4 protein-coding genes are annotated in these 16,116 nt (G+C 60.5%); 2 read left to right on the top strand and 2 right to left on the bottom strand.

The genetic code is table 11. The features are described from left to right. The first annotated feature begins 138 nt into the window (after nucleotides 1-138). A complete protein-coding gene (locus tag KP808_RS09065; RefSeq protein ID WP_230018183.1) occupies nucleotides 139-2,370 on the top strand; it encodes a TonB-dependent siderophore receptor in 2,232 nt (743 codons plus the stop codon). Nucleotides 2,371-2,533: 163 nt separating this feature from the next. Here the strand turns inward: KP808_RS09065 and KP808_RS09060 are convergent. Next, nucleotides 2,534-3,885 (bottom strand): IS3 family transposase gene (locus tag KP808_RS09060; protein ID WP_122259038.1). Its coding sequence is split into 2 segments (ribosomal slippage): nucleotides 2,534-3,426 and nucleotides 3,426-3,885, totalling 1,353 coding nucleotides; the frame shifts between segments, so codons are not numbered across the junction. A 398-nt stretch (nucleotides 3,886-4,283) separates the two neighbouring features. Here KP808_RS09060 and KP808_RS09055 point away from each other — a divergent pair. Continuing rightward, nucleotides 4,284-6,689: a TonB-dependent siderophore receptor gene (locus tag KP808_RS09055; RefSeq protein ID WP_230018181.1), complete on the top strand. Its 2,406-nt coding sequence runs from the start codon at nucleotides 4,284-4,286 to the stop codon at nucleotides 6,687-6,689. Nucleotides 6,690-7,490: 801 nt separating this feature from the next. On the opposite strand, the gene KP808_RS09050 is transcribed toward KP808_RS09055, so the two are convergent. Beyond that, nucleotides 7,491-16,115: an amino acid adenylation domain-containing protein gene (locus KP808_RS09050; protein ID WP_230018179.1), complete on the bottom strand. Its 8,625-nt coding sequence runs from the start codon at nucleotides 16,113-16,115 to the stop codon at nucleotides 7,491-7,493. Between the last annotated feature and the right edge of the window lies 1 nt (nucleotide 16,116).

The raw sequence follows: 16,116 nt of genomic DNA, 5'->3' as shown, positions 1-16,116 counted from the left end.
TGCGTGCACAGCCATCTCCCGCGCAACGCCCTATAAAAAAGTTGCTCACGCCTGCCCCGTCGACGGCTGAACCCGACTGCGCAGACCTGACCAACGCTCTCAATCTCCTTGCCGATACCCACTGGAAAGAGCCAATTCATGCACAACCCGTCACGACTTACCCCGCTCAGCAAAGCGTTGATGCTCAGTCAGATGTTCCGCTCCCGGCCATCCATGGCGGTCATGGGCCTTGCGCTCTGCATGCCGGTGGCCAGCCAGGCACAGGAAACCGCCGCAGACGGTTCGACCCAGACAGCCACGGTCAACCTGGCGCCAACTGCAATCGACTCGCAGTACCTGGGCACCGCCACTGACGGCACTGGCTCTTACACCACCGGCGCGGTAAGTATCGGCAAGGGCGCGCCACAGTCGCTGCGTGAAACACCGCAGTCTGTAAGCGTGGTGACTCGGCAAGTCATGGATGACAACAACCTCAACAGCCTGAGCAAGGTGTTGGAGGACACCCCGGGGATCACCTTCCAGTACCGTAATTTCGGCGGTCACGTGTACACCTCGCGCGGCTTCTCGCTGCTGGCGGAGAGCTTTCTGGTCGACGGCATTGGCGGTCAGGGCTATCAGATCACCGGCTGGATGCAGCCGGACATGGCCATCTACGACCGTGTGGAAGTATTGCGCGGCGCGTCCGGCCTGCTGGTCGGTGCCGGTCAGCCCGGCGGCGCGGTCAATCTGGTGCGCAAGCGCCCGACCGCCGACAACAAATTTTCGATCACCACTCGCGCAGGTTCGTGGGATCAGTACCGCGTCGATCTGGACGGCAGCGGCAAGCTCAACGATTCGGGTACGCTGCGCGGGCGCATGGTCGCAGCCTACGATGACAGCGGTTCGTACCTGGACGGGCGCGACAGCCGCACCCCGCTGCTGTACGGCATCGTCGAAGCCGACCTGAGCGATGACACCACGCTGACCATGAGCCTGCGTCGCCAGGAACAGGTCATCAATGGCTACTCGATCTACGGCCTGCCGCGCTACAGCAACGGTCAGTCATTGGGCCTGTCGCGCTCGACCAACCTGGCGCAGAAGTGGAACCGTCTCGAAAGCGACATGACCGAGGTGTTTACCGAAGTCGCGCATCGTTTCAATGAAGACTGGACCAGCCGCACGTCTTTGACGTATTCGCAGGGTGGGTTTGATCAGGCTATCGCTTACGCGCGGGGAGCAGTCAACCCTGTGACGCTGGCAGGCTCGACCTTCCAGAACACACTTTTTCGCAGAGACGAAGTGGACAGCACCGGCCTGAACACTCAACTGGAAGGTAACTTCAACGCTTTCGGCCTTGAGCATCAGGTGACGTTGGGCGCCGACTGGTCGAAACAGAACGCCAATACGCATCAGGCTACTGCACCAACCCGATCCGCGATCAACATTTTCGACGTCAACCAGAGTGCGTTCGCCAAACCAGCTCGTCCGGCTTGGCAAACCGACATCGACACGACCGAAGAACGCGCAGGCCTGTACGCCAACACGCGTATTCACCTGAGCGAGCCGTTGAGCGTGGTTCTGGGCAGCCGCCTGAGCTGGTATGACTACAAGTACGACGTCAAAACCGGTGCGGCCACGGATTATGAATCCAAGCAGACTCAGGAATTCACCCCGTTCGCGGGCCTGATCTACGACATCAACGACAACTGGTCGTGGTACGCCAGCTATGCCGACATCTTCACACCGCAGGCCAACTACGTAACCTCAGGCGGCTCGCCGCTGGACCCGGCCATCGGTTCCAACTACGAAACGGGCTTCAAGGGTGAACTGTTCGACAAGCGCATGAACCTGTCGATGGCACTGTTCTACATCAAACAGAAAGATGTCGCCGCGCTGGACGTGAACACTACTCAGACCTGCCCGACCAGCTCCGACGGCTCCTGCTACCTGCAGGACGGCATCAGTCGCAGCAAGGGTGTCGACGTCGAAGCCAGCGGTGAAGTGTTGCCAGGCCTGCAAGTGTTCGGCGGCTATACCTTCAACATGCTGCGCAATAATGGCGATGCGGATGTCGCTTACGAAACGCCAAAACACATGCTGCGCCTCAACACCAGCTACAACCTGCCGGGTGCATGGAACCGCCTGACCCTGGGTACCGGCGTGTCGGCAGATTCGGGCTATGAAGTGCCTTCCAACAAACAGCTGGGTGTTTCTGGCAAGGCCATCTGGGATGCGCGAGCCTCGTGGAAACTGGACGAGAACTGGAAGGTGTCGCTCAACGCCGAAAACCTTTTCGACCGCAAGTACTACGGCACCTCGATCGCCACCGACCGCTCCAACGTCTACGGCGAACCGCGCAGCTATGTCCTGACCTTGCGGGGGGATTTCTGATCTGAGTCCAGGCTTTGACTCTTGTGCAAATGCTCCGCGTTGGCATGCCTTTGTGGACGTTCTGCGTCCGTTCTTGAATACGCGGCGCGGCGCAGATTTGTGACGCGGAGCGTCACCCAAGGCATTCCCACGCTGGTGAACTGCCCCCCAAAAGTTGGACGGTTTAGCTTGCCGCCTGAGCCCTATACTTTACGGGGCTTTGACCGTTGAGCTTCAGCTTGATGCGGTCATGGTTGTAGTAGTGGATGTACTCATCCAGACCTGCTTTCAACTCATCGATGCTTTCAAACTGTTTCAGGTAGAAAAACTCGGATTTCAGTGTACCGAAAAAGCTTTCCATTGCCGCATTGTCCAGGCAGTTGCCCTTACGGGACATGCTTTGTTTGACGCCTCGTACCGATAGCTTATGGCGATACTGCGCATGTTGATACTGCCAGCCCTGGTCCGAGTGCATCACAAGCTTCGGCTCGTCCTGCAACTGCTGCAACGCCTTGTCCAGCATGCTGGTGACCAGCTCAAAGCTCGGCCTTGTCGACACTTCATACGCCACGATTTCACCGTTGTACAAGTCCATCACGGGTGAGAGATACAGCTTTCGATTGCCTACCTTGAACTCAGTCACATCGGTCACCCACTTCTGGTTCGGGCGTTGCGCGCTGAAATTGCGCTCCAGCAAATTCGGCGCAATGGTTCCGATTACGCCCTTATAGGAGCGGTATTTTTTGGGGCGCACCACTGATCGCAGGCCCAGTTCTGCCATCAGTCGTTCTACAACCTTCTTGTTGACCAAAATACCTGCATTGCGAATGACCGCCGTGATACGCCGAGCGCCATAAAGGCCTTTCTCCTCGTGGTAAATGCTTTCGATTAACTGTTTCAAAGCAGCATCGGGATCGGGTCTGGATTGCACCTGAACCTGGTAGTAAAACGTGCTGCGTGCCAAGCCCGCCAGCCTCAGCAGAGCGCAAAGCGGGAACCGGCCCCTCAGTTGCTTGATGATCAGGGCTTTTTCGGTTGCCGTCGTTTCTGCTCCTTCAGCTCTTCCAACTTTTTTAGGTAAGCGTTCTCCATGCGCAGATATTCAAGCTCGCTCATCAACTGGTCGCGCGTCTTCTGCGTATCGTCGGCGGTTACTGGTTTGGCGGGATAAGGCTTCTTTGGCATGGCGACAGGCTTTCTTCTGGCAGGAACATACGGGGCTGTACCGCTACTGTAATGCCGCTTTTCCCAAATGACTATTTGGCCGGGATCCCCGATACCAAAATGCGCAGCGGCCTGACGGAGCGACAGCTTGTGTTCACGCCTGTGTTCAAGCACTGAGCGCTTGAAAGCTTCGCTGTATCGAAGACCAGGCTTGCGATGGCCGGTGTGACCATGACTCTTGTAGTTAGCGACCCAGCGTCGAAGCAGACTGAAATCGATTGAGAACTGGCGGGCTACCATACGAAAGCCCATGTTGCCTTCAAGATACGCTTTGACGACAGTGAGCTTGAACTGCTCTGAATACTTACCCATTTGAACACCCCCATGAGGTCGGATTGGTGTCCAACTTCTTGGGGGCAGTTCACTGGAGCGTGCGGAACGATAGGTGTCCGTAATAACACCTATCGTGCCAATGCTCCGCGTTGGCATGCCTTTCTGGACGCTCTGCGTCCGGTTTTGATGTGCGACGCGTTGTCGGCTTGTGATGCAGAGCTTCACGCGGGGCATTCCCACGCTGGAGTGTGCGGAGCGATAGGTGTCCGTGAGAACACCTATCGTGCCAATGCTCCGCGTTGGAACGCCTTTCTGGACGCTCTGCGTCCGGTTTTGATGTGCGACGCGTTGTCGGCTGGTAATGCACAGCTGTGCCCACGACCAAACCGCGCAAATACATTATCCTGCACCCTCGATTTCAATGAGCCATCCTTCCCATGCCAACACCCTTCAGCCGTCTGCGCACAGGCCGCGTGAAAACGCTTGGCTTGCGTCTGGGCGGGCTGGTGCTGGCATTGGCTTTTCAGGGCGAGGCACTGGCTGAAGAGTTCGAGTTCGATATCCCCGCGCAACCCCTGAACAGCGCCCTTAAAGAGCTGGGGTGCCAGGGCGACCTGCAAATTCTTTACAACCCCGATGATGTGAACGGCAAGTTCAGCAGCCCGGTGCATGGCAGGTTGACGCCTGAGCAAGCGGTCGCTGATCTGCTGAAACAGGCTGGCGTAACGCACAACCTCGAGGCCGACACCCTGACCCTCGGCAGCGCGGCGTCCGCGCAACCCATGAGCCTTGGGCCGGTGGCGATCAAAGGCGACCCGTTCGGTATCACCACCGAGGGCAGCGGCTCGTACGCAGCGACCGGCGTGAGCATCAACAAGGCATCACAATCGCTGCGCGAAACCCCGCAATCGGTCACGGTCATGACCCGTCAGTTGATGAACGACAAAAACCTCAACGGCCTCGACGAAGTGATGGCGCAGACGCCTGGCATCACCTTTTCGCAACGCAACTTTGGCTCTCATGTGTTCAGCTCGCGGGGCTTTGCGCTAGAAGACGAGAGCTACACCATCGATGGCGTGGCCGGCCAGGGTTACAGCGTGACCGGCTGGATGACCCCGGACATGGAGATCTACGACCGTGTCGAAGTGTTGCGCGGTGCTGCCGGGCTGCTTATCGGCGCGGGCAACCCCGGTGGCGCGGTCAATCTGGTGCGCAAGCGACCGACCGCCTTAGCGCAGTTCTCGATCACCACCCGCGCTGGCAGTTGGGACCAGTACCGGGTCGATCTGGATGGCAGCAGCAAGCTCAACGACTCGGGCAGCGTGCGCGGGCGTTTTGTCACGTCTTACGAAGATCGCGGATACTTCATCGACGGTCTGAAAAAGACTGCGCCGTTGTTGTACGGCATTCTGGAAACCGATCTGAGCGAAGACACTACGCTCACGCTGGGCCTGCGCCATCAGAGCGCGGATACCCACGGCTACTCGATTTTCGGCCTGCCCCGCTACAGCAACGGCAAAGCCATCGATCTGCCGCGCTCTACCTCCTTGGCCCAGGACTGGAACCGTCATCAGACCCGGACGGACGAGGTGTTCAGCGAACTGGAAACCCGCTTTGACGAGAACTGGAGCGGCACACTGTCTGCCACTCACTCTGATGGCGCTTTCGATCAGAAAGTCGCCTACGCACAAGGCGCCATAGACCCTGCGACCCAGAGCGGTTCGCGACTGGTCAGAACCCTGTTTCGCTCGGACACGCTGCAAAGCGACGGCTTCGACAGCCATCTGGACGGTCGTTTCGACGCCTTTGGCCTGACCCACCAGTTGACCATCGGCGGCAACTGGTCTGAGCAAAAACGTGATTCGCGCTATGCCACCGTCAACAGTAATCGGCCGCTGGACATCGTCAATCCCGATCACGACGCGATTGCAGAACCTGCGCGTCCGGCCTGGCGCAGTACCGACTACAGCGACAAGCGTTATGGCGTTTACAGCAACCTGCGCCTGAGCCTGAGCGAGTCGTTGAGCCTGGTCATGGGCGGCCGGGTCAGTTGGTATGACTATCAGAGCCAATCCGCAGGCGTGACCACTCGCGCACAGGAGAAGAACCAGGTCACGCCATTCGTGGGTGTGATCTACGATCTGAACCGCGACTGGTCGTGGTACGCCAGCTACACCGATATCTTTCTGCCGCAGAGCGGTTATAGAACGGCATCCGGCGCATTCCTCGACCCGGCCATCGGTGCCAGCCATGAAACCGGTATCAAGGGTGAGTTGTTCGACAAGCGTCTGAACGTGTCTTTTGCGCTGTTCTATGTGAAACAGAAAGACGTAGCGGTCGAGGACGATGCCAATGCGGGCCAGTGCCTGAGCAACGACGCTTACGGCACCTGCTATTTGAATGGCGACATCCGGCGCAGCAAGGGTATCGACATGGAGATCAGTGGTGAGCCGTTACCGGGCTTGCAGACCCTGGCTGGCTACACCTTCAACCTCACGCGCGGCAGCGACGGGAAATCGATTTCAGCAGAAACACCCCGGCACATGCTGCGCTTGTCCAGCAGCTACAACCTGCCCGGCACCTGGCGTCGACTGACCGTCGGCGGCGGTGTATCGGCGCAAAGCGGCTACTCGGAGCACGAGTCGACCCAGCCCATCGACAACCCTGGCCGCGCCATCTGGGACGCACGCGCCTCATGGAAGATCGACGAACACTGGTCGGTGGCCCTCAACGGCAACAACCTGCTGGATCGCAAATACTACAAGGCAACCGGCGACATCGACCGCGGCAACTACTACGGCGACCCGCGCAACTACGTCCTGACGTTGCGCGGTGATTTTTAGAAGCCCGCGCTCGCACCTCACAATCAAGACCGGACGCAGAGCGTCGCACGATAGCTGGGATTATCGTTCCGCACGCTCCGCGTGGGAATGCCGTTCGTGACGCTCCGCGTCACAGATCTGCGCCGCCCCGCACAATCAAGATCGGACGCAGAGCGTCCAGAACTGCATGCGACGCAGAGCGCCGCACGATAGTCGAGATTATCGTTCCGCACGCTCCAGCGTGGGAATGCCGTGCGTCACGCTCTGCGTCACAGATCTGTGCCGCGCCGCAACCTCAAGACCGGACGCAGAGCGTCCAGAACTGCATGCGACGCGGAGCGCCGCACGATAGTCGGGATTATCGTTCCGCACGCTCCACGTGGGAATGCCGTTCGTGACGCTCCGCATCACAGATCTGCGCCGCCCCGCACAATCAAGATCGGACGCAGAGCGTCTAGAACTGCATGCGACGCGGAGCGCCGCACGATAGTCGAGATTATCGTTCCGCACGCACCGCGTGGGAATGCCGTTCGTGACGCTCCGCATCACAAATCTGCGCCGCCCCGCACAATCAAGATCGGACACAGAGCGTCCAGAACTGCATGCGACGCGGAGCGCCGCACGATAGTCGGGATTATCGTTCCGCACGCTCCGCGTGGGAATGCCGTTCGTGACGCTCTGCGTCACAGATATGTGCCGCCCCGCACAATCAAGACCGGACGCAAAGCGTCCAGAACTGCATGCGACGCGGAGCGCCGCACGATAGCTGGGATTATCGTTCCGCACGCTCCAGCGTGGGAATGCCGTTCGTGACGCTCTGCGTCACACAAGCCGCTCGGCAAGCCCGTGCAGAAACGCCTCGGCAAGCACCACGTTGTCATGCCGCTGATCAACCGTTGTCGAGCTGCGCAGCCCGTTGACCGAGCACTGTTCAAGCAACACCGCTTCAGCCCGGGCAATCTGCCCTGACGCACGGCTCTGCCCGGCCCACCAGCAATCGGCCTGTACGTTGAGCGTTTTCAGGGTAAATGCCTGGCTCAGCTGTGCGTTGGCTTCCAGTAGTTTGTAACCGGTTTCGATCTCGTCCTGCACGGCGATGTCCTGGAATATGCTGCGCAGGTTGTCGGCGTTCATGCCGGCCTCCAGCGCGACATGGTCGACTACCCAGTCAATCACCTCGCCCTCGCTGGACAGCGACTGCCGGGCGGTTTCGATAAGCCCCACAATCGACGCTTCCTGCAAGCCCGGCACAAACGCCTGCAAGCTTTTGATCAGGCTGCGGTAGTAGTTTTCGCCCTGTTTCTGCGTGGTGACCTCCGGAGCTTCTTCGACCCACTGCATCCCGACCGAGGCAGGCAGTTGGGTGTCCACCAGCCCGAGGAAACTCACCGCGTCGCCCTCACGCTCAAGCACATGCGCCACCTCGATGGCCAGCGCACCACCCATCGACCAGCCAAGCAGGTTGTAAGGCCCGTGCGGTTGAGTCATACGGATTTGCTCGACGTAGTAATCGACCATTTCCTGCCACGACGTATCAAACCAGCCCGGCACCACGTAAGCCTTGTTGACCAGCCCGTAAACCGGTCGGCTGTCGCTCAATTGACCCGCCAGCGGGTAATACGAGTACGTGCCGCCACCGCCCGGTGGCAGGCAGAATAATGGCGCGTTGTCAGATCGACTGGCGTTCATGGCGATGACTGCCGATTTGACCTTAGCCTCGTCGCTACGCATGAAATCGGCCAGCTCACCCAAGGTCTGCATCAACAGAAAATCATGCAGTTTGATGGAGACATCAAACGTCTCGCGAATCCTGCCTGCCAGCGAAACCGCCAGCAGTGAGTGGCCGCCCAGGGCGAAGAAGTTATCGTTGAGCCCTACCCGTTCGACCTGCAGCACCTGCTCCCACAACGTGGCAAGACGTTGCTCGAATTCCGTGCGTGGCGCGACGTGGCCTTGCTGTGAACGAGCCACGTCCGGTTTGGGCAGTGCCCGACGATCCAGCTTGCCGTTGGCGGTCAGCGGCATCACATCAATGAAGACAAAGTATGTCGGCACCATGTAATCCGGCACGTGAGCCTTGAGGTGCGTTTTCAGGGTTTCGCGCAGAGCGTCCGAGTCCTGAGCGGCATCAGTGCGCACCAGATACGCCACAAGCTGCTTGCCGGAAGGCCCGTCAATGTCGATCACATTGGCTTCTCGCACACCGGCATGCTCATGCAGACGCGCTTCGATTTCGCCCAGTTCGATACGCAAGCCGCGAATCTTCACCTGATGGTCGATACGCCCGGCGTATTCGATAATCCCTTCATCGCGATAACGCGCCAGATCGCCGGTTCGGTAAAGACGCCCGCCCTGCTCGTCGAACGGGTCCGGCACAAAGCGCTCAGCCGTCAGCGCCGCGCGGTTGTGATAACCCCGCGCCAGACCGATACCGCCGAGGTACAGCTCTGCCGCAATGCCCTGCGCGGCAGGCAGCAATCCGTCGTCGAGGATATGGGTTTTCAGATTATCGATAGGTCGACCAATCGGCACGCTGAGCACGTCGTCCGGGGTGCAGGTCCAGTGCGTCACGTCGATAGCCGCTTCGGTCGGGCCGTACAGGTTGAACAAACCCGCCTGCGGCAGACGCGTGAGCACCTGACCGGCCAGTTCGGCAGGCAGTGCTTCGCCACTGCACACCACACGACGCAAGCTGTTACAGCTTTCCACCTGCGGATGGGTGAGAAACGCCTGGAGCATCGACGGGACAAAGTGCAGCGTCGTGACCTGATGTTCGCGGATGGTCTGCACCAGCCGCTCCGGGTCGCGATGATCGCCCGGCAGCGCTACTGCCAGACGTGCGCCGGTCAGCAGCGGCCAGAAGAATTCCCACACCGACACGTCGAAGCTGAACGGGGTTTTCTGCAATACCGTATCGCTGCCATCCAGCGTGTAGGCCTTCTGCATCCAGTGCAAACGGTTGGCCAAGGCGCGATGGCTGTTACCTGCGCCCTTGGGCTTGCCGGTCGAACCCGAGGTGTAAATCACATACGCCAGATTCAGCGGATGGCTGAGGTTTTCCGGGTTGGCGGTGCTGTAACCGGCCAGCCAGTCGCCATCCTGATCCAGGCACAGAAGTTGTAACTGCGCAGGAACCGGCAGGCGTTCCAGCAACAAAGTCTGGGTCAACAACAAACCAATGCCGCTGTCCTGCATCATGTACGCCAGCCGATCCTCGGGGTAATCCGGGTCCAGCGGCACATAAGCGCCACCGGCCTTGATGATTGCCAGCAGGCCGATGACCAGTTCCAGACTGCGCTCGACACAAATCCCCACCAGCACATCCGGGCCAACACCTGCTTCACGCAAGCGATGCGCAAGCTGATTGGCGCGAGCGTTGAGTTGCCCATAGCTGAGTTGTTCGGCGGCGAAAATCAGTGCCGGAGCGTCCGGCGTGGCCTGTACCTGGGCTTCGATCAGGCTGTGCAGGCAATGCTCGCTCGGGAAATCGGCGGCGGTAGCGTTCCAGTCCCCCAACACCTGCTGCTCGGGACCACTCAACAAAGACAGCTCACCAATCGCCGCCTGCGGATCGCGCACCAATGCCTGCAAAACCTGGCGCAGATGCGCCGACAACTGCGCCATGTGCTGCTCGCTGAAATGCTGGCGGGCATAGCTGAAACGCATCGACAGGGTTTCGCCCAGATTGACCACCAGAGTCAGCGGGTAATGAGTCTGCTCCTGGGTGTGCAGGCCGCCGAACACCAGCCCCGGCGGTGCGGACTGTTGCAGCGCTTCGGACACCGGATAGTTTTCGAACACCAGAATGTTGTCGAACAGCGCCTCGCCAGCGCTGCGTGCCCAGCGTTGAATCTCGTACAACGGTGTGTGTTCATGCTCACGCAAGGCGATGTTCTTCGCCTGCACCTGCTGTACCCAGTCCGCCACCCGCTGTTCCGGGCGCGGACTGGCGATCACCGGCAAGGTGTTGATGAACAGCCCCAGTTGCTCCTCAACACCCGGCAGGTCAGCCGGACGCCCGGCCACGGTTGCGCCAAAGGTCACGCTCGACTGCCCGGTGTAGCGTTGCAGCACCAGTAGCCACGCCGATTGCACCAGCGTGTTGAGGGTGACGCGCTGCTCGCGGGCAAACTCGCTCAACTGGCGGGTGCCATCGGCATCGATCAGTTGCAGGTAATCACCATGCCCCTGCTCGCTCCCGGACGCTTTGAAGGCCTGAACCAGCCGGGTCGGCTCGTCCAGTTCGGCAAGCTGGCCGGTCCAGAAACGTTTACTGAGCGCAGCATCCTGGCGTTGCAGCCATTCGATGTAGTCACGATAACGGCTGACTTGCCGTGGCAGCGTCTGGCCGCTGTAGCGTTGCAGCACCTCGCCCAGCAGGCGCGAGCTGCTCCAGCCGTCCATGAGAATGTGATGGCTGGTGTAGATCAGTTGATGCATCTGCTCGCCAGTACGCAATACGGCCAGGCGCAGAAGCGGCCCCCGAGCCAGGTCGAAGCCCTGCTGGCGATCGGCATTCGCCCAAGCGTCGATCCATTCGCCTGATTGCGCACGGGCATCCAGTTCGACGAACGGCATGCTGACATCGCGCAACACCACTTGCAGCGACTGCTCAAGATGGCTGACAAAGCCGCTGCGCAGTACTTCATGGGCATCCAGCGTGGCCTGCCAGGCGGCACGGAAACGCGGCACGTCCAGGCCACTGACCTCGACGCGCATCTGGTTGATGTAATTGCCCGCTTCCTGCTCGAACAGGGTGTGGAACAACATGCCCTGCTGCATCGGTGCCAGCGGGTAGATATCTTCGATCTGCGCCGCAGGGATTGGCAAACTGCTCAACTGCGACTGGCTCAGGCGTGCCAGCGGGAAGTCCGACGGAGTTACCCCAGCCACGCCATCAGTGGTGCAATGCGCAATCAATTGTTGCAGTTCAACGGCATATTCGTCGGCCAGCCGCTGCACGGTGTCACGTTCAAATACCGCACCGCTGAAGGTCCAGCTCAGGCGCAATTCGCCGCCATACACTTGGCCATTGATGCTGAGCGGCGCAGCCAACGGTGCATCGGCGCTCTGCGACGCGCCGCTGCTCTCGGCCGAGGGCGTGAACAACGCGCCTTGTGCGTCGAAGCTGCCGTCGAACTGCCCGAGGTAATTGAACACGATACTGCCCAGCGGCAACGCTTGCAGGGTCTGCCGCGCCGATTCACTGCCCAGATAACGCAGGGCGCCGTAACCAATGCCCTTGTCGGGCACTGCGCGCAGCTGTTCCTTGATGGTCATGAGCGAATCGGCCAACGTGGCCTGCGGCGTGAGCCGGACCGGGTACAGATTGCTGAACCAGCCGACCGTACGGGTGATGTCCAGCGTGTCGAAGAGGTCTTCGCGGCCATGCCCTTCCAGACGAATCAGGGAATGCGGCTGCGCGGTCCAGCGACTGACCACCCGCGCCAGCGCGGTCAGCAGCAGGTCGTTGATCTGCGTGCGATAAGCCGCCGGAGCGTCTTGCAGCAGTTGCCGGGTCTGCTCGCCATTCAGTTGCGTGACCACCGACAGCGCGTGCTTCTGTTGCTGACCGCCGTGCGGGTGATCGCAGGGCAAGGCGTCGCTGACGTCCTGCAACTGCGTCTGCCAATAATCCAGTTCCTGCGTCAACGCAGGGCTTTGCGCGTAGGCCTGCAAGTGCTCGGCCCAGCTTTGCAGCGAGCTGGTTTTCGTCGCCAGCGCCAATGGCCGGCCTGCTGCGATGGCGACATACGCCTGTTGCAGGTCTTCCAGCAGCACCCGCCACGACACGCCATCCACCACCAGGTGATGGATCACCAGCAACAAACGCTGCTCGCCCTGCGGCAAGTCGATCAGCACCGCACGCAGCAACGGGCCGTTTTTCAGGTCCAGACTGCGTTGTGCTTCATCGGCCAGTTCAGGCAAGCGCTCGGCACTGTCCAGTTCGTGGGTCCAGAGCAGGTCGCGAGTGTTCAGCGCACCGAACGTGGCTCGCCATTGGCCGTCTTGCTGAGCAAAACCCAGGCGCAGCGCGTCGTGCTGTTCGATCAGCGCGGTCATTGCAGCTTGAAGGTGGATTGCATCCAGCGTTTGCAGGGGCTTGAGCATCAGCGCCTGATTCCAGTGCTGACGCTCTGGGATATCCTGTTCAAAAAAACGTGCCTGAATCGGCAGCAACGGCAACGAGCCACTAACCTGTTCGACCGCGGCAGTTGGTTTTTTCTGGATCAGTTTTGCCACCGAGGCCAACTGGCTGATGGTCTGTTTTTCGAACAACTGCTTGGGGCTGAGCTTGATGCCCTGGCGCTTGGCGCGAGCGATGATCTGCAGGCTGAGAATCGAGTCGCCGCCCAGTTCGAAGAAGTTGTCAGTGCTGCCGACCTGTTCCAGTTTCAGTACGTCAGCCCACACGGCGGCGAGCTTTTCCTCGATCTCGCCGACTGGCGCGGTGTAGCGCTGTTTGACCACGCCGGGTTTAGGCAAGGCGCGCTTGTCGAGCTTGCCGTTGGCGGTCACGGGCAGCCTGTCCAGCAGCATGATCTGCGCGGGCACCAGGTATTCGGGCAAGCGCGCAGCCAGTTGCTCGCGCAGGCTGTCGACACTGAGGCTCGCACCGGCCGCCGCAACGCAGTACGCCACCAGTTGCAGGCGTGTTTCGTCGCTTTCCAGCGGCTGCGCCAGCACCACGGCTTCGGCGACGTTTTCCAGGGTTTGCAGCAACTGGCCGACTTCCCCCGGCTCGACCCGGTAACCGCGGATTTTCACCTGATCATCCGCGCGCCCCAAGTACTCCAGCACGCCGTCCACCCAGCGCGCGCGGTCACCCGCACGGTACAGGCGCTGACCATCGGCATGCGGGTCCGGCACGAAGCGTTCGGCGGTCATCGCCGCACGGCCCAGATAGCCCTGCGCCAGACCGCGACCGCCCAGATACAGCTCGCCTGCCACACGTTCGGCAACCGGGTTGAGATAGGCGTCCAGCACCCGCGCTTTGCCATTGGCCAGTGGTTGACCGACCGGCACACTGCGGCAAGCGTCAACGCGCTCGGCCAACTCATGGGTGAGGATGCCGACCGTGGTTTCCGTCGGGCCGTAGTGGTTGACGATCCGGCAGCCCGGTTTGAGCGCGCGGATTTGCTCGATCAACGCCCAGGAACTGGCCTCACCGCCCAGAATCAGCAATTGGCCCGGCAGCACGTCGGCCGGGTTGGCGGCTTGCAGCAGCCCCTGCAAATGGCTGGGTACGATTTTCAGCACTTCAACCTGATGCTCAGCCATGTAACGCGCGAAGCCATCAGGGTCGAACGCCTGCTCATGAGACAGCAGATGCAGCGGCCGACCGGACGCCAGCGCACCGAACAGCAGTGTATGGCCCAGATCTGCCGCGACAGTCGACACCATCGCCATGCTCGCCCCGTCATCCAGCGACAGGCGCTCAAGCACGCCCTGCACGTAGTTGGCCAGCGCGCCGTGGCTGATCACCACGCCCTTCGGCTGCCCGGTGGAGCCGGAGGTGTAGATGATGTACGCCGGTTGCCCGGCGATGACACGCACATTCAGCGCACTGCCATCCACTTCGGACCACAGCGCAGCATCGAAGGCCAGTACCGGGCACACACCCAGTTGCGCGGCCTTGTCATCGCCGGACGCGTGAATCAACAACGCCGCGCCGCTGTCACGAACCAGTTGCTGCAAACGCTCGGCAGGTTGTGCGCTGTCCAGCGGCAGGTAAACGGCACCGAGTTTGAGCACTGCCAGCAAGCTGACCACCCATTCCACAGAGCGGTCCAGGCACAGCGCAACGGTCATGCCCGGCTTGATGTCCTGCGCATGCAGGTAGCGGGCGAACTGGTTACTGCGTTGTTCAAGTTCATCAAAGCTCAACACCTGCTGGCCAACGCGCAACGCGGTCTTGCCACGTCCGCTGCGCAGGCCCTGTTGCCACAGGCTGAGGAAGTCATCGCAGGCAAAATCGGCGCTCTGCTCAGCGACCGGCAACGATACTGCTTGCGGCTGATCAGCCAGACGCTGGTCAGTGTCCACGACCAGTGCTTGCATCACAGCACGCAGCGCGTCGGCCATGCGCTCGATGGTCGATGGCTCAAACAGGTCGGTGGCGTAAGTGAAATAACCGCGTATGCCGCGCGGCGTGTCGGTGAAGTCGAAGGCCAGATCAAAGCGTGCATCGCTGCTGCCAATCGGAAACTCATCGATGGTCAGGCCCGACACACGTTGCCCGCTGTCTTCGGCCGCCAGCACGTGCTGATTGATCTTGAACTGGAACAACGGGTTGTGGCCCAGATTACGCTCGGGTGCCAGCGCATCCACCAGATGTTCAAAGGGCAGTTCCTGATGCGACTGGGCACCGGTCACGACCTGTTTCACCTGATCCAGCAACTGCGCAAAGCTCTGCTGCTCATCCACCTGCACACGTAGAACCTGAGTGTTGATGAAGAAGCCGATCAGGCCTTCCAGCTCGCTGCGGGTGCGCCCGGCGTTGGGCGCACCAATGCGAATGTCGGCCTGACCACTGAAACGCGACAGCACCACCGACAGTGCCGCCAGAGTCAGCATGAACAAGGTCTGGCCACTGTTACGCGCCAGGCTTTTCAGTTGCGCGGACAATTGTTCCGGCACATCGACGCGCACCGTCGCGCCACGCTGGCTCGGTTGCAGCGGACGCTGATGATCCAGCGGCAGGCTCAACAGCGGATGCTCAGAGCCCAACTGCTGCTTCCAGTAGTTCAACTGCCGCTCGCCCTCCCCGGCTTCCAGCCATGCGCGCTGCCAGATCGCGTAGTCGGCATATTGAATGGCCAGCGCAGGCAATTGCGCTGGCTGCCCGGAGACCTGAGCCTGATACAACTGCACAAACTCACGAATCAGCACTTCGCCGGACCAGCCATCGGAGACGATGTGATGCATGCACACGGTCAGAACGTGCTCGGCTTCGCCCAATTGAAACAGCCTGACCCGCAGTAATGTACCGCTGAGCAAATCGAAGGGCTTTTGCAGCTCGGCGCGCACCTGGTTTTCGATGTCGGCTGGCGCAACCGAGGCAAACTCAAGGGCAACGGTCGCCTGCTGAAGAATCTCCTGATAGAACGCGCCGTCCTCGGAAACAAACCGGGTGCGCAGGGTTTCGTGACGCTGCACCAGATTGTCCAGCGCTGCGCTCAATGCCTGCCGGTCCAGCGGGCCATTCAGACGCACTGCCATAGGCACGTTGTACGCGGCGTTGCCCGGTTCCATCTGCCAGAGAAACAGCATGCGCTGCTGAGCGTAGGACAGCGGGATACGCGCTACATCATGCCGGGTTACAGCAATGGGCAGCAGTTTGAAGCTCTGCCCGGTCTCGTGCATCTTGTTCAGAATCTGGCGGCGCTGTTCGACGGGCAAACCAACGAAACGCTGGGCGATACGCTCTGCTGCAGACTTGTCCATG

Source organism: Pseudomonas savastanoi, assembly GCF_020917325.1.
Classification (GTDB): domain Bacteria; phylum Pseudomonadota; class Gammaproteobacteria; order Pseudomonadales; family Pseudomonadaceae; genus Aquipseudomonas; species Aquipseudomonas amygdali.
Note: the sequence above shows the minus strand (reverse complement) of the source record. Positions and strands in the feature narration are given on the sequence as shown.

What these genes read in the sequence shown, in the direction of transcription:
- KP808_RS09055 (WP_230018181.1), top strand. Translation starts at nt 4,284, where the DNA reads ATGCCAACACCCTTCAGCCGTCTGCGCACAGGCCGCGTGAAAACGCTT.
- KP808_RS09050 (WP_230018179.1), bottom strand. Translation starts at nt 16,115, where the DNA reads ATGGACAAGTCTGCAGCAGAGCGTATCGCCCAGCGTTTCGTTGGTTTG.
- KP808_RS09065 (WP_230018183.1), top strand. Translation starts at nt 139, where the DNA reads ATGCACAACCCGTCACGACTTACCCCGCTCAGCAAAGCGTTGATGCTC.